This window comes from Nostoc sp. T09, assembly GCF_002154695.1.
Taxonomy (GTDB): domain Bacteria; phylum Cyanobacteriota; class Cyanobacteriia; order Cyanobacteriales; family Nostocaceae; genus Aulosira.
In genome coordinates this window covers 267,196-286,366 of sequence record NZ_MTAV01000002.1, presented here as the reverse complement: position 1 = coordinate 286,366, position 19,171 = coordinate 267,196, and the positions used below count along the sequence as shown (strand labels likewise).

Here is a 19,171-nt window from a genome sequence, read left to right as displayed (position 1 = left end):
TATATAAATAATTCTCGGTTTATTACTTATAGCCCAGCTTATACAATCGTCCCTACTGATAAATGCTTTAATCGCTCTACCTACTGTAAATTTCGCACCAACCCAGGTAAAAGTCTTTGGCTAAGTCTATCAACAGCAGAAAGCATTTTCAAACAACTTCAAAGCGAAAATGTTGTGAAATTCTCATTTCCAGCGGTGAAGTAGCTCCAATTCACCAAAGCGTGAGGAGTGGTTTCAACATACAACTGAGCATTGTCTAATGGAATTTATAGATATAGTAACCGAAATTTTTCTTAGCCAAATTGTCAAATTTTTAATTATTATTACTGTCGTCAGTTCATAAAAATAGAATATATTGACTTTTTTGCACGGTTTTATTAATAGTTAAAACTGACAAAATCTTTACGATTTTGACTTCAAAGTAACAGAGAAAAAATTGCTGCCCAAATTCCCAAATTTTTCAAAAATTCGAGGAGCTAAATCAACCTTATTACAGTGAGATTCCACCCTAAAACTATTTATAATGACCTGTATTAGGGTTGATTATCTTCAGGTTGTGTACTCGTCGCAGGCGTTTGGGTTACTGGGTCTGGCGTGGTTGAGACACATGGATTTGGTTGGTTTGCTGGTAAGACGAAAACCTTATACTTTTTAAGTTGAGCGTCGGACAATATAATTTCCTGCGAAGACTTAGAAACATCAGCGTTATTCGCCTTTGATTGAGTGGGTGTATTTTTCTGTGAGCAGAGCTTCAAATTTACAGAAAAGCTCCCAGAATCTGATTCGGAGTTCGATTGTTTATTGGTAACTTCTAAAAAAGTGCCAGGCGATAATGATTCCTTGTTGTTCAGCTTGTTGTCTAGGGGTATTGCAACCGTGGTTTTAATCACCCACCCAATATCGATATTGTTAAGTGATCGCTTTATTGGCGATTTATCAGGAGTTGGCTGCACAGTTGTAGTTGGACTGGGGGTATTTTGAACTGTAGCTACTTGCGATTGCTGTTCCTTAAACCAGTAGCCAATACCAGCAGCAGCAGCCACTATGAGTAATGGGACTATAAACTGTAACGGTAGTTGAGCGCGGGGACGCTGCTTATTTTCTGGAATGACTTGCGTTTTAGCATTGGAGTTGGTTAAAAGAGTCTGTTGTGTTGTTCTGGGAGATGTATCAGTAGCTTGCGTGGGGAGACTTTCGGGAATGACTGCTGTGAGGCTGGACTCTGGTTCAATGTATTTGACCTGATAGTGTACTAAAGCGATGGTGACATTATCATGACCATTTTTGGTATTAGCGATTTCTACTAATTTTTCCGCAGCATTTGCAACATCTGTTTCCGCTTTCAGAATTGGCAATATTTCTGTTTCCCAATAATCCTCTACACGGTCAAAATCGCTTAAGCCATCGGATGTGAGTAGGAAAACAGCATCTTCATCGAGAATAAACCGTTGGGAGGTGGGATGTAGCGAAGTACTAGGACTCATCCCTAAAGCTTGTACAAGAGAGCCAGAACCACTCTGTTGTACTGCTTCGCGATAGACGGCATAGCCTAACCTGACTTCGCGGGAGGCAACATCATCGTCGAGAGTAACTTGATAACAACCGTGACGCGTAATCCAATAGGCACGACTATCACCAACATGGGTAATGTACATTTCGTGGGCAATTGGCAACGCCATTACCAAAGTTGTTCCCATGCGTTGACGCCCTTGGCGATTTTCGCTGTCGTTGCGCTGGCTGATTTTATCATTCACAATTGCTACAGCCGATTCTAAGTCAGAGAGTAGCAGTGAAGGATCTATGTGATCGGCAGGAACTTTTGTAAGTTGCTGTACCTGCTGTTGAATTGTTTCAATCGCTAAATTTGATGCCACATTGCCGCCTTCGTGCCCACCAATGCCGTCGCAGACAATAGCTAAGGCTGTGGCTTGCGGTGGTTTACTCACTAAAGTCCCACTAGGGGGATAACAGGCATCTTCATTGCGTTGGCGGCTGGGGCCTGTGTCAGTTTTGGTAAAAATTTTGATGGTGAGCGTTTGCGATCGCCCTAATTGAGCTAGTCCTTGATCTAAGACTGCAATTAGTTGTTCAGACGAATTGATTTCTGCCTGAATTAAAGAACTAGTGATTTTGTGAATAAATTCAGCTATGGCTGGTTTAGCATCCTTGTGCAACTGCCCCCAAAATTCACCTAATTGGGGCAAGGTGGGCGCTGCTGTGGAGTCAGAATGCAATTCTAACAAACGTACTAACGGACCTTCTACCCTGATTAAATCTGATTCGAGTAAGCTAACTGCCACACCTTCACTTAACAGTGGTTGCCAGAGATTCGCTAACTGCCACAGCCAGTGGAGTTGGCGCATTGAGCTAGCATCACGCCAAGCTGTAATTAAATCGGGGCAAAGTTGCACTTGTGGGACTGTACCATCGTTAAGCAGTGGCGGTTTTTCTAAGAGTAATATTTCTTGGTGGAAGCGCCCGTCTATGGGCGGTATAACTCCATATACCTGCGGTACGTGTAATCGATAAGGTATGAGCCGCAAATAAGGTTTAATTGTCGATAAACTCTCTAATTCAGGCGATTGGGGTACTAAACCAGGCCTGATATCTAAAACGATAGATCTATCGATTACTAAATAGCGATCGGCTAATATCTCCCCAGGGGCGGCAACACTCAAGCCTTCTCCTTCAGCCCAAAGATAGCGCTTGGGTAGGGGTGTAGAGCACCGCAAGCAAAATTTGTGGCTTAGGGGGTTGGGAGATTGACAAAGATCATTTGGGCAGTAGAGCGTTGCCGCATCATTTTCCATAGTTTTTTCACCGATCAGCAATTGGCAATTTCTTCAACAGCATTGGCAGCGGCAATCTAAACCGCTCATGTTTTTGAACCTGACATATCCAACTTTGGATCAATGATTTTAGCTGGTGGATAGCAGCAGGTGCTAATACTTATTGAATCTACGATCTACTTATCCAAATAATTTACTCCTCAGTCAACCCTACAGCCTCATCATAGCCTCTATTGCTCTATGTCTCTCCATCGTCAACACAGCTAACTTTAACCCTGTCACCAAAGCTTAACCCCAGCATAACTGTACTGTTTACTTTTGTTGAATTACTTCATCAAAAACAGGTAAATTATGCTGATATTCCTATAGTTTATAAGTTACTAGGTAACAATTAACTTTAATTAAGAATTAAGATAACTAAATAAATCAACTAATCAATGCTTAAAGTTTGCGAAATATGTAAAGTACGCCTATTCGATTTTTGAACTTACTTGTAGCGGTAGGGAACTGTTAACAAGGAACGGGGAACAGCCAATAAGGGAGGTTGAGGCTTAGGACATTTTTTCAAAACTCAAACTGAGTTGTTGTAGGTCATTAATCTTTGATTTAATGCTGCCAAAACTTCCGTTCATCGAATTTTTTGCTGAATGCGCCCACATTCACCCTAGAAAAGTTAGATTAGTAAAAATTATAATTACTTTAAACTAAGATAACTTGAGTAAATTCAATAATTGTGCCCAGCTATACCAAACAGATAATAGTGTATTCAAGGCTCAGAAATTAATTGCTAATATTTTGAATGCTTCAGCACTAAAACGCAAAAACAAACAGAATAAACACTTCCTTGCGTCCTATCCTGTTTCTTGTGTTTGTTCAGAATTCCTAGGGGTAGTTTGGAGAATGCCCCTAGGAAGCTCAGAGATACCAAAACTTAGAGGTAGCTCTTAACTTTACTGTTGATTATCAACGGCTACTTGTGGAACTCCCATACTGTAGTTGGTGACACGGCTTTGGAGATTGTAGCTGATTTCGCCTTTTTGCAAGAGCGATCGCAAATAATGCTCTAAGTCGGAACCAACACGGCGTAAATTGTAGTCTGTTAAATCTGCGCCACTAGATGCTTCTACTAGTTCATCAAACTTGTGATAGATCTTTTGCAGGGCATCTTCATTCCAGGTGAATTCATTGTCTGGATCAACATCTAAGGTTAAGACCTGATTACTGGGAACCAGGTCACCATCCCGGTCAATTTCTGCCGCAAAAATGCGAATATGCCGAGTTGTAGACTTGAGCAGCATCGGGTTGTCCATAAAAAGGTGTAAGATTTGGGTTGACTACACTGAAATCATTGTAGACGTTATGCCTGAGCTTAAATGCCCGCAATGACAAGGAATCATACCTATTAAGCAGGCATACGCAAAAAGCTTGTACGTCAATCAGCAACTGCTCATAACTAAAGCAAGGGAGGTTTGTTCAACTAGGAAGCGCAGATGAAATTTCCTCTATTGAAAATGATGGGGTAGGTTGTTTTCATTTCTGAAGGGACTACAAGTTTACTGTAGCGGTAACTTAACCATATTCAAACAATACTGTCAAGCTGTTTGCACTCGTTAGATTGATTAGGCATCAGGGTGGGTATTTAGTGCAAGCAGGCAAAAGGGATATTGCTAATTTCATCAGTCTCCTGCCTCATGCCACCGCTGCTGCTATCACAGGCTGGCGGTGAGCCTACTACTGCCAACAGAAGTGCCTAGCACGGGTTTTCAAGGCGCTCTGTTCGGTCGTCACACTTGTACTCCAAAGGAGAAATCTTAGGGTAGGAAGTACCGCTGCGTTGTGGTAACTTCGGGAGCTTTTCTCGAACCAGGTGACTGGCGTTCACATAGCATTTCCCAGAGAAGCTGATCCAAGGTAGTAGGATTTCTTCGGGAACCACTTTTGTGGCTCTGCCGACTTGATAGTGGATCAGTTATCTACTACTCTTGGCTCTGACTGCTTCAATTTTGTCACTTTGTAATAGGCTGTAATCAGCGTATTTCAGTGTCTATAATTTTGATTCAGATCAAAAATCAACCTTTAACGACTTTGCTGCTTAACGTCTCCTAAAATTTTAGGATGAAAAAAATGTATATCTAGTAGATTTACGTAGTTATGGTACAACTACCTTAGACTTTCATCAAAAAGCAGAAATTTAGTGTGATCACTTACGTAAAAATACTAAATTTTCAGTAAAATCCCAAACTGTTGTTGACGTTAAGATAAAGTTGATGTAAAAACCTTTAAAAAGCTCGAACAAGTTCTTACAGAAACTTTATTGTATAGAATCTTAAAAACTGAATAATAGTTATGGCTTACCTGCACACCTCTGGCGCAGGGACATTACAGCCTAAGCAGTGTAAAGTATGAATTGGCAAAAAACGAGAGGAGAGTGAAATGGAATACAAATGTGATGAATAAAGAATAATTCTTAATTCAAACACTTTGGATTCACAAGAAAATATAAAGAATTTTGCTGGAGATTTAACTCCTAAACTTCATGACCACCAAGTAAAGGAATCCTCAAATCTATGAACTCCAAAGCCTTACCCCGCCAGATAAATAATATTGAAGTAGGTGTTTATGAGTGCGAAATCCATCTCAAATTCCGTTTAATTGAGGAAAAGAGTCTATTGGGCGATCGCGAGCAACTGTTACAGGTACTATTAGATGCTTTAACCGAAGGGTCTGATGACTTTTTGGAGACGCTGCAAGCGTCGGTCAAAGCTCAGGAAATTTCTGAGTTCAAAGCTTCACCGCAAATGCGACGTCAGTTAATGCGCTTACGTAACTTTGCCGACAATAGTCAATAATTATCTGTATTAATTAAGTAGTGGCAAGTTGTGAATTGAGCATCAAATGGTAAATTTTCTATATGTAATTTGTCGTTTGCTCTAACATTTATTGAGTTGGCTTGTGTAATCTAAAACCTAGGCTTGGAGCTGATTCTCTCCTCAAAAAAGCCGAAGAAAGCGTCACAGTAGCCCTCACCCTTTGCACTACGGAAATACTTGGGTGCCTACTAATGCAGTTATGCCTTCCTCACCAGGGCGGTTATAGTTTTTCAAAAATTCTAGTTCTGGGGATACATTTAATCAGGGTGTTACTTCAAGTTGGCGAAGTACTTGCGAGCGATAATCTGCTTGATATAGTCTAAACATTGCCAAAATTGCTGAATTATCACTCCTCTGTTGAGCGATCGCAATTGTTGAATGTAGTATTTTGCGAGCTTGAAGTTACATTCCGCCCTCACAACTGGCATACGTATAAGATAATTTTGGCTAAATCGTCAGGGTTGAATTAATTTTTTTAGGATAATGTAGATTGGCATGGGGAGGCAGTGCAGTGAGTCCAGCACTGCAAAGAGAAGTGCCTTACGGGGGTTCCCCGCATTGTGGCAACTTCGGGGAGGGTTTCCAACGCCACTTGCTACCCTTGGGGAACGCCTCCAGCGAACAAGTCGGGGAACCCTTTTGGCAGTCCGATCTTGCGGGAAACCCGCAAGATCGGACTGCCGACGCTCCTACGTCGCTACCGCTACGCTAACACCAACACAGTGGCTCCTCCGCACGTGACTGGCGTTAGCAACGTTCGCGTAGCGTCTTCCCTTGGGAGAAGGAGCCTTACCCGTAAGAGTCTTGGGATGTCCCCAAGTGGAGCAACTGCCGTCATAGGGCATGAGTTATTTCCCTTTTTCCTCTTTTTCTCCCTTATCCCCTTAATTCTGGTCTTTGTGCTTGTTTTCTGCCTTTTCCATCTATCCTTATGTACGCATTTTGATAACAGCTATTTAGCAAGACCATGTTCTAAGGCAAAACGAACCAACTCTGTGCGGCTATTTGTACCAGTTTTGCTAAACAAACGGCTAACGTACTTTTCGACATTACGGACGCTGGTCTCTAAGCGCCGGGCGATTTCTTTATTCATCAACCCTTCAGCTACCAAATTTAAAACACTTTGTTCTCTGGGGGTTAAGTCAATTTTAAAAGGTGCTGGTGATTGAGAGATGGCGCTTCTTTGAGTTAACAACGCCTTTATTTGGGCAATCTGATTGGCTAGTTCAGCTATATCAGGTGTTTCAGTATCTTCACCTGTAGCTTGAGGTTTAGCCATGCGTCGGGAAAGTAAGTTTTCTACTATGGCAATTAGTTCATCTGGATCGAAGGGTTTGGGTAAGTAAGCATCAACACCAGCTTGATAACCTTGGATGCGATCGCCTGTCATCCCCTTAGCAGTTAAAAATACTACAGGAAGTGCTTGGAAACGAGGGTCTTCTCGTAGTTGTTTCAGGAACTGATAGCCGTCCACCTGAGGCATCATGATGTCAGAAATCACTAAGTCAGGCGTATTCTGCTGCATCAAATCCCAGCCTTCACGGGCGTTACTGGCGACTTGAACGCTGAAACCGCTTTCTTGCAAATAGTCTTTTACGGCTTCCCGCAATCCCGGTTCATCATCTACCAATAACAATTGTGCTGACATTTAAAATTTCCTTGAGTCTACCTTTTTCCAATTTAGCGAAAGTTGGCAAGCATTGGACACTAGGAGCGTAAATAAAAGGACAAGGTTACAGGGAGGAGGGAAACAAGAAAGACAAAAAAGAAATAACTATTGACAATTGACTCTTCAGGCTTGACTAATAAAAAATTTCTATAACCAATCAATGATCTGGGCTTTTTCTGGTAGTTTGGCTTCACTTTGACCTAAGTAACGGGCTTTTGCTGTAAATAAGCCTATAGGAGTACTTAAAAAGTCTACAAAGGTAGCTTTACCTGCGATCGCCTTGAAAATATTTTTTGGTATTTCTTTTACTAACCAGCGTACTAAGCGATGATAATATTCCTTACGTGTCAGCCCTGGCATTAACTCCACACCGTACAGTTCATGCAGGTAGCGATTTGAACGCCCATAGCGCCGCCACTGACTTTGAAGTTCCTTAAGTGTAGTGCGGTGGCGATGTTCGACTACTGCATTTAAAGCAAATTCTAATTTGCCGATTTTTGCCATCAGAATTCGCCAACAAATATCTGCATCACCCCCAGTAGTAAGATAGGGGCGAAACAAACCGACTTTTTCCAAAGCGAGACGGCGAATGGCTAAATTAGCAGTTTGACCATAAGCACAGAAGCGATGGGAAAGAGTATGCTTTTGTGATAGAGTTTCTTGGCGGTCGGCGTGTTGTTCTAAAATACTTTTACCTGGTAGCGCTGTAATTTCACCTACAACAATTACTACGTCCAGGTTGATAAAAGGTTGAATTAATGATTCTAGCCACTGTGGCTGCGGACGGCAATCAGCATCAGTAAAAGCGATTATTTCACCTGTGGCAGAGCGAATGCCAGTGTTACGGGCTGCATAGGAGCTTTGAATTTGATTTTCACTCAAAGGGCGAATGGCGAGGGGGGAAAGTTCCGCAGCTGTTTTGAGGAAAGTCAGAGTGCGATCGCTGCTGTTATTATCTACCAGCAAATACTCTACCCGGTCTTGAGGATAAGTTTGAGACAACAAACAAGAGATTAAATCTGGTAAATCTGCCTCACCATTATAAATAGGTACAACCACCGACACCTTAGGCAAAAAGCTTTGGGCGGTGGTTGCATCAACTGGTGAATGATTCATAAATTAAAATTTTGGGATGGGATTACTAACTAGTATTCCCAATCCAAAGTCTTAAAATCAGTTAAGATAGGCAGTTTGCCAAAATCTCAAAACCTAGATTACCAGCAAATAGATCTTAGGAAGAAATTGAGTAGCGTAATCAATTACTCAATTCCTTAATTCGCATTTGTGTAGCAATTATCCAGAGAGCCTATCCCCTATAATTTTAAGTCTCTAGCACGAACGCTCATGGCTCCAGTCGGTTGACTGGCTGGGGGTTGAGCGAAGTTAGTATTAGAGAGCGCTGTAATTGCGCGCGCATATTGCGGATCGTTTTTCGTGCCAACTAAATCTGGATTAGATGCTAGCTGACGCTCTTGGGCTTCTGTTAATTCTTGCTTGATATCAGGTGTAATTCCTTTATGGTTAATATCAGTTCCTTTAGGCGTGTAATAGTGAGCAATGGTGACTGCCAAACCAGAACCGTCTGTGAGTTCATGAACTGACTGCACTAAGGCTTTACCAAAAGTTTGACTACCAACAACTACTGCCCGCTTATTATCTTTGAGTGCTCCTGTTAAGATCTCGCTAGCACTAGCTGAATTACCATCTACCAATACTGCTAAGGGGAGATTAGTCAAGGCAGTGCGATTAGCTTTAGTGTCCTCAGTTCCTCCCTGACGATCTACTGTACGGACAATGCCACCGTTATCCAGCCACATCCGCGCAATTTCAATGCTTGCTTGCAACAAACCGCCAGGATTGCCTCGCAAATCTAAGACATAAGCGTTAACTTGCTTACTGTTCAAATCGCGGATAGCTCGACGCATTTGCTCGCCAGCATGGGAACTAAACTCTCGTAACCGAATATAGCCAACGCGGCGGTTACCTTCTTGCTTGAGGGTATAACGCACTGTTGGAACTTCAATAGTAGCCCGGGTTAGCTTTAGATCAAAAACACTCTGCCCTGTCCGTCCCAGCCGCAAAGTCAAAGCAGTACCAGCTTTGCCGCGAATCAATTTGGAGGCATCATCCACTTTCATTTGTTGAGTGGGTTTACCATCAATAGCCAAAATCTCATCGCCTGCTTTAATACCTGCTTTGAGTGCTGGGGAATTTTCTATAGCTTCCACAACAGTCAGCCGCTTGGTTTTGTCGTTCAATTCCATGCGAATGCCAATCCCAGAAACTTCTCCTGAAGTTTGGCTGGTTAAAGCTTCATACTGTTTGGGGTCCATAAACCTAGTGTATGGATCGTTCAAAGTTTTTAAAGCTTCGCGAATTGCGACATAAGCGTCTTCCCGAGAAGCATAGTTTTTACTTAAAAGGCTCTGTCTAGTAGCTTGCCAATCTTGTTGATTAAATTTACCATCAACATATTCACGATTCACCAATTGCCATACTTGGTCTACTATTGCTTTCGGGCTATCTTGTAGGGCAGCACGAACGCAGCGAGTCCAAGCGGGACCAAATACAGATACAGTGGCTGTCGTGGCGATCGCTCCACCAATCAAGGCTACTTGGAGCGGTGAGTAACGTTTCGCAGATTGGTTCATGTATATCAGCTGGAATAATTGTGTTGTTGACAGTTTAGCAATCAGGATTTCCAGAAATTTTTAAGTTTTTATACTCAAGTTAAGCTTTACTTTTTAATCATTTCAATTAGAAATGATACTGAAAATACAGCTTTACTTTTTAACAATCATTTCTCTGTTTGCTAGCTTTCTCCGGGATAATCATCTAGGCGAATATGACACTTTTATATGTGTCAACTTTACACCCTTGATTACTTTTATAAGATAGCACTTTGCTAGCTTAGTTGCTGGTATTTTAAACACTAACTAACCAAGCTTTTCGTAACTGTGTAATGAAACGTAATGGTTCCATGAAATCAACAGATTCCCATAGGAGAAAACTCAGGAAACTGTGGCACTTGATACAAAAAATAGCCTGTGGGATGTGCGTTATCCTTGGGATTTGGCTGGTCTGTACCACTATAACCCTAGTTTCAGTATCTTCCCAGCCAGTAGACGCTTTGTTTGTGCTTGGTGGTAGTATCCGCCGAGAAATATACGTAGCCAAAGAAGCTAAAAAATACCCTAGTATCCCAATTTTAATTTCTCATGGTTCTCCAGACCCATGTGTATGGCTCATATTTCAAAGAGAAAATACTGAGTTACAAAATATTTGGTTAGAAAACTGTGCAAATTCTACTTGGGGAAATTTTTACTATAGTATTCCCATTCTGCGGCGCTGGGGAGTACATAAAGTAAAACTAATTACTTCGCCAACACACTTACCTAGAGCTAAATGGATGGCGCAGATTATCTTGGGAGCTAATGGCATTTGGGTAGAGCCAGATATTGTTCAAGAGCAAGGTATTCCCGCCAATCATGAATATTGGCTGAAAACTGGATTGGATGTAACTCGGAGCTTGATATGGGCGGGTTTAAGCCAAATTATTCAGCCACAATGCTCGAAAGTGACACGACTTGCAGATGTAGATATGCAAGCTTGGCAAAGTCACGGTTTTAAATGTGAACATCAGGGGAAGTTAGAGAGATAGGGGAATTTAGGGACGCAAAGACGCGGAGAAGTCCGAAGTAATGAAGAATTAACCGCCGATATAGATGGCTTCCCGCAGGGTACGCAGATGAAATTTACCTATGTAAGAGGTTTAATGAATCGCAGAAAGTCGGAGAAATGGCGATCGCATATTGCTTAAAATAACCCTGAAGATAGTTGTAGGTAGATCTATGGCAGAAATTCAGTTGGCGATTGAGGGTGAAGATGCGATCGCAGCAACAGAGGCGCTTTTGGCGATTCCTGGTATATCAGGCGACTATGCAGTGAGTTCAGAAACACAGGAACGAGAGCCAGTAGTTACAACAGTTGCAACTATTGTAGGGATTGTTGGGGGTGCGATCGCAATTGCTGAACAAATCCGCAAGTGGTATCAAGAGTATCAAGCCAAAAAGTCTGGTAAAAGAATTGAAAAGGTGTTGATTGTAGGGCGAAATGGTAGGCGATTGCTGTTGAAGGATGCGACGTTAGAGGAAATTCGCCAAATTTTAGAATCGTAGAGACGCGATTGATCGCGTCTTTGGAATCGAGGGTGATAGACTTGCAGAAAATACTGAAGTCTTAAAGTTCTAGAGCAAGAACGTGCAAACCCTCCACCTCGACCTCAAGCCAGTTGATGGGAATTACGTAGAGCTACGTTACTTTATTGATAATCCAAATGAGTATCAGAAGCGATCGCTTCCTTTAGCAGAAGTCGCTGATTTGATTGAGTTGGCGGAGCGAGATTATTACGTTTCGTCGTTACCAGAGGATTATACGGTAACTGGGCGGCGGTTGTATAACTGGTTGGATGGGAGAGATCGCAATCTGCAATCCTTACTAGATAAGTATCGGCGGGAAGGGGTGGTGTTAGCGATAACTTCGTTAAGCTCCGCTAACGCAGCAGCAGAAAAACTCGCCCATCTGCCTTGGGAAGTGCTGCACGATGGTAGTAGTTTCCTGGTGCAGCGTGTACCGGCGGTGGTTCCGGTGCGGTGGCTGTCGGATAGCACGGTAAAAAAATTGACTGTTGAGGGAGAACCAGAAAACCGGGCGTTGCAAGTTTTGTTTATGGCGACTTCACCCTTGGATGTCTCACCTGTGCTGGATTTTGAGGCGGAGGAAGGGCGGATTTTAATAGCGACGGCGCGGCAACCTTTAGCATTGACAGTGGAAGAAAGCGGCTGTTTGTCGGAGTTGGGTTATTTAGTCGATAGTTACGACAGGGATTATTTTGATGTTTTACACCTGACTGGTCATGCTACTTTACAAGATGGGCAACCGCGCTTTATTACAGAAACGGCAACAGGTGAAGCTTACTATGCCAGTGCGGAAGATATCGCCCAAGAATTACAATTTCGACTGCCTAAACTGATTTTCCTCTCTGGTTGTCGCACTGGGCAAGCTGGTAATGGCGGTGATGTACCTTCAATGGCGGAAGAATTGCTGAAAGCTGGTGCGAAGGCGGTTTTAGGTTGGGGACAAAAGGTATTAGATCCAGAGGCGACGGCTGCGGCGGCGGCGTTATATCGAGAATTGTCGGCGGGGAAACAAATAACTGAGGCTGTTGCTAGTACCTACCAAGCATTAATTAAGAACAAAGCGCGGGATTGGCATTTATTGCGGCTGTATGCAGCAGGTGATTTACCAAGTTCACTCGTCACACCCTTGCGGACTCGTGGACGCAAACCAGCACCACCGCCTTCTGTGACTACCCAGTTTTTAGATCCTGCGGGTAAGGTGAAAGTCCCGACACGGGAAAGTTTTGTTGGTCGTCGCCGTCAGTTGCAAAATTGTTTAAGGGTGCTGACGCAATCAACCGATGAAATTGGAGTGTTAATTCATGGCATGGGCGGTTTGGGTAAAAGTAGTTTAGCAGCTAGGCTGTGCGACAGACTGCCGACTTTTGAGCGTGTTGTCTGGGTGGGACACATTGATGAAGCTAGTTTAGTGAGTCGCTTGGCGGAAAAGTTGGATGATAACGAACAACGCAAAAGCTTACAAAATTACGATGAAGAATTGAGGTTTCGGCTGCGGCGAGTTTTTCAGCAGTTGCATGAGGGTGGAAAGTCGTTTTTGTTGGTGCTGGATGACTTTGAAGTGAATTTAGAACCACGCAATGAGAGTTATGTGTTGCAAGCAGAAGCAGCCGAGATGTTGAAAGCTGTAGTTTGGGCGATTAGAGAAAATTACACTTCCCACCGCATCATTATTACTTGCCGTTACGATTTTGAATTTACCCAGTTGCAGTATTTCTACAAGCAGCCGTTGGATGCGCTGCAAGGTGCAGATTTGCGAAAAAAGTTTAATCGCCTCACAGCTTTTGGTGACAAATCTCAGGTTGATGAGGTGTTGAAGTTACAGGCGCAGAGGTTGGCGGATGGGAATCCCCGCTTGCTGGAATGGTTGGATAAGATTCTGCAAAATACAACAGTTGATCAAGCGGCAATTTTGCAGAGGTTAGCAGCAGATCCGGTGGAGTTGCGAGAGCAAGTTTTGGCAGAGGCGCTGTTGCAACAGATGGATGAAACAATGCGGGAGATGTTGTCACGGGGTTTGGTGTTTGAATTACCAGTACCGAGGGAAGCGTTAGCCGCAGTTTGTGAGAGTATCCCCAATTTGTCACATTATATTAGTCGGGCAGTCGCCTTGGGGTTGTTGGAAGTCAGCCATGATGAGGCTTTGCGAGTGCCGCGTATTTTGCCTGTGCAGTTAGCGGGAGATAGGGAAGCTTTGTATAAGCAAGCGGCTGAGGTGTTGTATCCCCTTTGGTGGGAAGAGGCGGAAACCGCAATTGAGGAACAAAAGCTAGAAATTCATCGGTTGGCGTTATTGGGGAAGAAAGAAAAAAAAGCAGCCGACATAGCCAGCAGTTTAGCAAATCGCTGGTTGCATCAAAGTCGATTTAGGGAAGCAGTGCAACTGTGCAAATCAACCTTAGAAATTACTGAAGACTATCGCGTTCTCAAGGAGATGGGTTATTGTGAGAGCCAAGTTGGTGAAGTTGATCTAGCACTCAAGCATTATCAACAAGCGTTAAATCTTTGTCCCCCAGAAGATAAAAAAGAACAAGCATCAATTAGTTACTATTTAGGGATACTCAAAGCCAATCGCGGGGAAATCACCGAAGCGATCACTCTATATCAACAATCCCTGGCTATCTTTGAACAAATCGGCGATGTCCAAGGCAAAGCGTCGACGTTGCACTGTCTGGGAATGCTCAAAGCCAATCGCGGGGAAATCACCGAAGCGATCGCTCTTTTTCAACAAGTCCTGGCTATCGATGAACAAACAGGCAATGTCCAAGGCAAAGCGGCGACGGTGCACGAACTGGGGAAACTCAAAGCCAATCGCGGGGAAATCACCGAAGCGATCACTCTATATCAACAATCCCTGGCTATCATTGAACAAATCGGCGATGTCCAAGGCAAAGCGGCGACTTTGTACCAAATGGGAATGCTCAAAGCCAATCGCGGGGAAATCACCGAAGCCCTTGCGCTATATAAACAATCCCTTGCTCTGTGTGAACAAATAGACGATATTCGACGTAAAGCAGCGACTTTGTACCAAATGGGAATACTCAAAGTCACTATAGGAGAAATCAATGAAGCTATCACCTTTTATAAACAGTCCTTTGCTATCGCTGAACAAATCAACGATGTTTATGGCAAGGCGGCAATGCTGCATGAAATAGGAAGGCTCAAAGCCAATAGTGGCGAAATCGAAGCTGCGATCGCCCTTTTTCAAGAATCCCTAGCTATCACTGAACAAATCGGCAATGTCCAAACCAAGGCTATGACATTATGGTGGTTAGGGCATATAGCAGGACAACAGGGTAATTACAATCAAGTACTTGATTATTGGCAGCTAGCCTTGGAGATATTGCAGCGTATCCAATCTCCTAATGCTGAAGCAGTTAGGCAAATGGTAGTGAGAGTACAAGATTTAATTCGTAATTCGTAATTCGTAATTTGTCATTGCGAACGAAACGAAGTGCAGTGAAGCAATCGCGAGGGCTGGGATTGCTTCGCTTCGCTCGCAATGACAGTTATAATTCAACTCGATTGTGCTGGGTGCGATCGCCGATTTTGCTTTAAGCTAACACGTCCACCAGTCTTTGATGCTCATTAATGAGGCTTTTAACTCCATTAATCAGCCTTTAATACTCGCGCGAGAGTCTTTAATACTCGTGAGCGAGTCTTTAATACTCGCGCGAGAGTCTTTAATACTCGTGCGAGAGTCTTTGATACTCGTGTGAGAGTCTTTAATACTCGTCGGGGAGTCTTTGATACTCGTGCGAGAGTGTTTGATACTCGTCGGCGAGTCTTTAATACTCGTGCGAGAGTCTTTAATACTCGTGAGCGAGTCTTTGATACTCGTCGGCGAGTCTTTAATACTCATTCACCAGTTTTTTAGACTCGTACTTTGGTTATCCTAGCTTGCATCTGCCGCAATTCAGCCCGAAGCAGATTCTAAACCAAAGAATCTGAATCTACACCAAGCGATCTCAGACGTTCTGCTAGCAATTGAGCGCGTTGTTCTGCTTGTTGCACTCGTTCTTCTGGTGCTAATAATCGCTTACCTTGCTCGTTATACCAGTAAAGCCACTCGCGGGTAATGCCTTGATATGTCCCGATTTCACTACCAATCCCTAATCCTATTTCCGGAAGCCAAACAGGATTTCCTAGCTGTAATTGATACTTGCCATCAACCAAGCGATACACTTCTAAAGTGCGTTTTCTCTGCCGATGAGGACTATAAATGACATAATATAAGACTTCTAATTGAGTATAAATTTTTCTCTTGGTGTTGTATTCCCCGCCTGGTTGATGAGAAATCACCTCCAATGCCATAATTGGTACGCGCTGTTCTTCCCAAAGAAGATAAGCTAAACGCAGATTTTCATCAATAATTCGTTCAATACCCAAGCTCAAAAACCCATCTGGTGCGATTGCCGGCTGATCGGGATCGTAATAAATCCCCATATCAACGCCAAAGAACCAGTCCATCCGGTCTGCCCATACCATAGCTAGTGTGGCTTCTAATAAACGACAAATCAAATGTTCTAGCTGATTAAAAGGGGTATCGTCACCGAGCAAATCCTCAGCGTCGGGTAAGCAGCCTAGTGGATCGTACTGTAGCATGATCTGATTAGCGTTTATCTCGTACTTTGATCATAGTGCTGCTTACTGAAGTCCGGGCGAATGGAATTCGCAGTTCATCTTAGCAATGGCCATCAAAACCCGGAGCCGGTGGGCAATGCCCACCCTACAATGCGGTTTCTAACTGCCTTTTCAACTCCAGAGAAATCGCATCGTAGAGATGATCGAGCATCGTCCGCACAGATGGGGGAAGGCCTGTAAAGCGGATGTAGAAGCTGCCCTCTGGTGCCGATTTTTCCAATACTTTGGCATAGATATCTTCGCCGGCTTCTTGGGGCAGATTGTTATTCAGCAGAATCAGCTTCAAATTCGTCAAAGGGGCTGGCAATTCTCCGTCAAGGTTATGGTGCTGAATTAGGGCTTCCCGACAGGAGAGTTGGATGATCTCTGCGTCATACCAGCGATCGCCTACGTGCTTGCTTTCTAAGGTGACGTACTGGAGTAAAATCGGCTCTGGCAAATCTAGGAATTGTTCTTCTGATTTCGAGAGGAATAAGTTATGCTCTCCTGCAATGCCGCTAATTTCATAAAGGTTAATGGGATCTTTGACTCCCTTCATCTGCACCTTTTGTTGTGCATCTACCTGCACGATGTCCCGCACTTCAGACAACACATCTTCCGAGATAATAATTTGTCCGCCGACGCTGCACGCTTCAATGCGGTAGGCGAGGTTGATGTGGCTGCCGACGACACCATACTTTGTCCGTTTTTCTGAGCCGATGTTGCCGACAACAACCTCACCTGTATGAATGCCAATGCCCATCTCCAATTCGGGGAAGCCCCATTCTTGCATCTGCTGGTTGACGGGAATCATTGCCTGTTGCATGGCGATCGCACAGGCAACAGCCCGTTCAGTGTCGTTTGCTCTGACGGTGGGCGCACCAAATAAGGTCAGAATCCCATCCCCCATGAACTCATCGATTGTACCTTCGTAGTGGGTAATTACATCTGCCATATATTCCAGGTAAAAGTTGAGGATGGCGATCACTTGCTCTGGAGATAGCCGTTCGGCTGTAGCAGTGAAGCCGCGCAGATCGGAGATCAGGATGGTGATTTTACGTCGCGTCCCGCCCAACTCTAGCCCCAGAGGATTTTCTAGGAGATTACTGACAATCTCATCACTGAGGTAGCGCCCAAAGACTTGGCGAATCAGCGCATTTCTGTTTTTTAGTTCTCCGTTGATTTTGGCAAGTGACTGGGTGCGATCGCGTACCTTTTGCTCTAGAGTTTCAAACAATTCTTTTAATTGTTGCGCCATGCAGGTGAACGACTCAGCCAGTTCCCCAATCTCATCAGATCCTTCTATTACTAGCTTTTGCTCCCAGCATCCATCTGCTAGTTCTTTAGCTGCGGTATTCAAACGCTGAATCGGCTTAACAATCCAAAGAGATGTTTGCAGTCCTAGCACCGTTGCAACGATCAGCGACAGCAGGCACAGCATCACCGTGATCCGAGTATTTGCCTGAATGCGCTCCATGAAATCCGCTTCTGGCATAACAACCACAATCAACCAATCCAACCCTCTGCCATCCTGTAATGGCGTCACCTGGAGAAATTGCCGTTCTCCCTGGATATTAAAGTCTAGTGGTTGGCTGTTGTGAATTTGTGTAAAATTGCCGAACCTTTGCTGTAAATGTTTAGCACTCTGCTGGAGTAGATAATTTTGACTTTCAGAAGCTTTAATCCGTTGCGTCTGCTTAGTGGTAATTTGGTAGGTTGGATCGGGCGTAGATGTGGCAACCAGCATTCCAGAACGTTCCATAATGAACGTTTGACCGGATGTGCCAATCTTGAGGCTTTGCAGAAATGTATTCACCTGGGAAAAAATAAAATCACTCCCCAGGACACCCTTGAGTTTCCCTTGCTTGTCATAGACAGGTTGAGCTGCTGTAATTGCCAGCCCTCCTGTACTAAAGTCGCGATAGATTGTACTCCATGTCGGTTTACCTGCCGCAACAGCCTGCTTGTACCAAGGCCGTTGTCGGGCATCAAAATTAGGGAGAGCTTGGATCAGACTGGTGCGATCGCCCTGTCCATTGGTAGCAAAGTACTGGTTGTATCCTGTAGACTGATTGCGTTCCATTACCTGCAAATCACCAGTCGCTAAGCGTCTTGCTCCTAAATATTCTCCTGTAACGCTACCGTAAAAGTTGTAGGTGATCACTGGAAAGGTACGGATCTGCTGCCAGAAATACTTCTGCTTATACTGGGTATTTTGAGTATCTAACTGTCCTAACTCAAAGGCATTGGCATTCAGCCGATTGATCAGATGGGGCGTTTCTACATAGAGTAGCAATCGCTCCTTAACTCGTGCAGCCACCTCATCCCGGAGTTCGGTGGCCACCTCGTTTACTGCCTTTTGTCCATTACGAAAGGAGAAATATCCGGTTAATCCTACAGCCGTAAGCACCTGGAGTAGTGTAGATAAAATAAAAATGACTCGTAGCGGCATTTTTGTAGACATAACTTGATAGCTAGATGCGTAATTTCGCACCAGCAAGCATCCTCCAGGTGATGAATTTTCTTTCTTTCAGGATTCCCAGATAAGGAGTTGAATGTAAGGGACTTCCAAATAAATAATTATCCCATCGCTTTTGAAGCTGGGGTAGCTGGGGAGGCTGGGGGAGAAAGAATCTGATCGTCGTCTTCGCGTCTCAAAATTGGATAATTTAATTTCTGGAAATCCCTAACCAAAATTGTGGTTTATTACCTTCGCCAAAATTCAACACTCCAGTACCGCAACGTGAAAGCTTAACTTTAGGGTGGGCAATGCCTAGGCTGTTCACTTTGATGGAATTTGGGGGTTTTTGGTTTATGCTATTTTTGCCTGGTGTCATTGCGAGCGAAGCGAAGCAATCCCAGAATATTTGCGATTGCTTCGTCGTTCCTCCTCGCAATGACGACACATATTTTGCATGATTTTTGAACTCTTAAAAAAGCACAGAGTCCACACCCTAGGCAATGCCCACCAAAACCTAGATATGGTGCGATTGTGAGGTGTATTTCAAAAATCAAATATGAATC

13 protein-coding genes are annotated in these 19,171 nt (G+C 43.8%); 6 read left to right on the top strand and 7 right to left on the bottom strand.

Annotated features, from left to right (window positions below; all coding sequences use genetic code 11):
• Window positions 1–533: 533 nt before the first annotated feature.
• Window positions 534–2,810: a PP2C family serine/threonine-protein phosphatase gene (locus BV372_RS01590; RefSeq protein WP_086682185.1), complete on the bottom strand. Its 2,277-nt coding sequence runs from the start codon at window positions 2,808–2,810 to the stop codon at window positions 534–536.
• A 929-nt stretch (window positions 2,811–3,739) separates the two neighbouring features.
• The gene (locus BV372_RS01585) at window positions 3,740–4,099 is read right to left on the bottom strand and encodes an NAD(P)H-quinone oxidoreductase subunit M (RefSeq protein ID WP_086682182.1); all 360 of its coding nucleotides are present in this window, start codon (window positions 4,097–4,099) and stop codon (window positions 3,740–3,742) included.
• A gap of 1,257 nt (window positions 4,100–5,356) precedes the next feature.
• Between BV372_RS01585 and BV372_RS01580 the strand changes: the two genes are divergently transcribed.
• Both BV372_RS01580 and BV372_RS34945 read left to right on the top strand, forming a co-directional pair.
• Window positions 5,357–5,638, top strand: coding sequence for an Npun_R1517 family heterocyst differentiation transcriptional regulator (locus BV372_RS01580; RefSeq protein WP_086682179.1), 282 nt, complete (start codon window positions 5,357–5,359; stop codon window positions 5,636–5,638).
• A 532-nt stretch (window positions 5,639–6,170) separates the two neighbouring features.
• The gene (locus tag BV372_RS34945; protein WP_143844930.1) at window positions 6,171–6,371 is read left to right on the top strand and encodes a hypothetical protein; all 201 of its coding nucleotides are present in this window, start codon (window positions 6,171–6,173) and stop codon (window positions 6,369–6,371) included.
• A gap of 240 nt (window positions 6,372–6,611) precedes the next feature.
• On the opposite strand, the gene BV372_RS01575 is transcribed toward BV372_RS34945, so the two are convergent.
• The 3 genes from BV372_RS01575 to ctpB all read right to left on the bottom strand — a co-directional run bounded on the left by BV372_RS01575 (window position 6,612) and on the right by ctpB (window position 9,979).
• Window positions 6,612–7,307, bottom strand: coding sequence for a response regulator transcription factor (locus tag BV372_RS01575; protein WP_086682176.1), 696 nt, complete (start codon window positions 7,305–7,307; stop codon window positions 6,612–6,614).
• Between the two features lie 168 nt (window positions 7,308–7,475).
• Window positions 7,476–8,444, bottom strand: a complete 969-nt coding sequence (locus BV372_RS01570; protein ID WP_086682173.1) for a glycosyltransferase family 2 protein — start codon at window positions 8,442–8,444, stop codon at window positions 7,476–7,478.
• 197 nt (window positions 8,445–8,641) lie between these two features.
• Window positions 8,642–9,979 carry a carboxyl-terminal processing protease CtpB gene (gene ctpB / locus BV372_RS01565; protein WP_086682170.1) on the bottom strand — a complete coding sequence of 446 codons (1,338 nt, stop codon included), beginning with the start codon at window positions 9,977–9,979 and terminating at the stop codon, window positions 8,642–8,644.
• 401 nt (window positions 9,980–10,380) lie between these two features.
• Between ctpB and BV372_RS01560 the strand changes: the two genes are divergently transcribed.
• From BV372_RS01560 to BV372_RS35850, 4 genes are all read left to right on the top strand, one after another.
• Complete coding sequence (locus BV372_RS01560; protein WP_373270733.1) at window positions 10,381–10,989, top strand: YdcF family protein; 609 nt, start codon at window positions 10,381–10,383, stop codon at window positions 10,987–10,989.
• A gap of 190 nt (window positions 10,990–11,179) precedes the next feature.
• Window positions 11,180–11,506, top strand: a complete 327-nt coding sequence (locus tag BV372_RS01555; protein WP_086682165.1) for a hypothetical protein — start codon at window positions 11,180–11,182, stop codon at window positions 11,504–11,506.
• Between the two features lie 82 nt (window positions 11,507–11,588).
• Window positions 11,589–14,948: a tetratricopeptide repeat protein gene (locus tag BV372_RS01550; protein WP_086682162.1), complete on the top strand. Its 3,360-nt coding sequence runs from the start codon at window positions 11,589–11,591 to the stop codon at window positions 14,946–14,948.
• Window positions 14,949–15,239: 291 nt separating this feature from the next.
• Window positions 15,240–15,401, top strand: a complete 162-nt coding sequence (locus BV372_RS35850; protein WP_179197939.1) for a hypothetical protein — start codon at window positions 15,240–15,242, stop codon at window positions 15,399–15,401.
• Between the two features lie 56 nt (window positions 15,402–15,457).
• On the opposite strand, the gene BV372_RS01540 is transcribed toward BV372_RS35850, so the two are convergent.
• Window positions 15,458–16,129, bottom strand: a complete 672-nt coding sequence (locus tag BV372_RS01540) for a Uma2 family endonuclease (protein WP_086682160.1) — start codon at window positions 16,127–16,129, stop codon at window positions 15,458–15,460.
• 124 nt (window positions 16,130–16,253) lie between these two features.
• Window positions 16,254–18,611 carry an adenylate/guanylate cyclase domain-containing protein gene (locus BV372_RS01535; RefSeq protein WP_086682158.1) on the bottom strand — a complete coding sequence of 786 codons (2,358 nt, stop codon included), beginning with the start codon at window positions 18,609–18,611 and terminating at the stop codon, window positions 16,254–16,256.
• Between the last annotated feature and the right edge of the window lie 560 nt (window positions 18,612–19,171).

What these genes read in the sequence shown, in the direction of transcription:
- BV372_RS01590 (WP_086682185.1), bottom strand. Translation starts at nt 2,810, where the DNA reads ATGGAAAATGATGCGGCAACGCTCTACTGCCCAAATGATCTTTGTCAA.
- BV372_RS01585 (WP_086682182.1), bottom strand. Translation starts at nt 4,099, where the DNA reads ATGGACAACCCGATGCTGCTCAAGTCTACAACTCGGCATATTCGCATT.
- BV372_RS01580 (WP_086682179.1), top strand. Translation starts at nt 5,357, where the DNA reads ATGAACTCCAAAGCCTTACCCCGCCAGATAAATAATATTGAAGTAGGT.
- BV372_RS01575 (WP_086682176.1), bottom strand. Translation starts at nt 7,307, where the DNA reads ATGTCAGCACAATTGTTATTGGTAGATGATGAACCGGGATTGCGGGAA.
- BV372_RS01570 (WP_086682173.1), bottom strand. Translation starts at nt 8,444, where the DNA reads ATGAATCATTCACCAGTTGATGCAACCACCGCCCAAAGCTTTTTGCCT.
- ctpB (WP_086682170.1), bottom strand. Translation starts at nt 9,979, where the DNA reads ATGAACCAATCTGCGAAACGTTACTCACCGCTCCAAGTAGCCTTGATT.
- BV372_RS01560 (WP_373270733.1), top strand. Translation starts at nt 10,381, where the DNA reads ATGTGCGTTATCCTTGGGATTTGGCTGGTCTGTACCACTATAACCCTA.
- BV372_RS01555 (WP_086682165.1), top strand. Translation starts at nt 11,180, where the DNA reads ATGGCAGAAATTCAGTTGGCGATTGAGGGTGAAGATGCGATCGCAGCA.
- BV372_RS01540 (WP_086682160.1), bottom strand. Translation starts at nt 16,129, where the DNA reads ATGCTACAGTACGATCCACTAGGCTGCTTACCCGACGCTGAGGATTTG.
- BV372_RS01535 (WP_086682158.1), bottom strand. Translation starts at nt 18,611, where the DNA reads ATGTCTACAAAAATGCCGCTACGAGTCATTTTTATTTTATCTACACTA.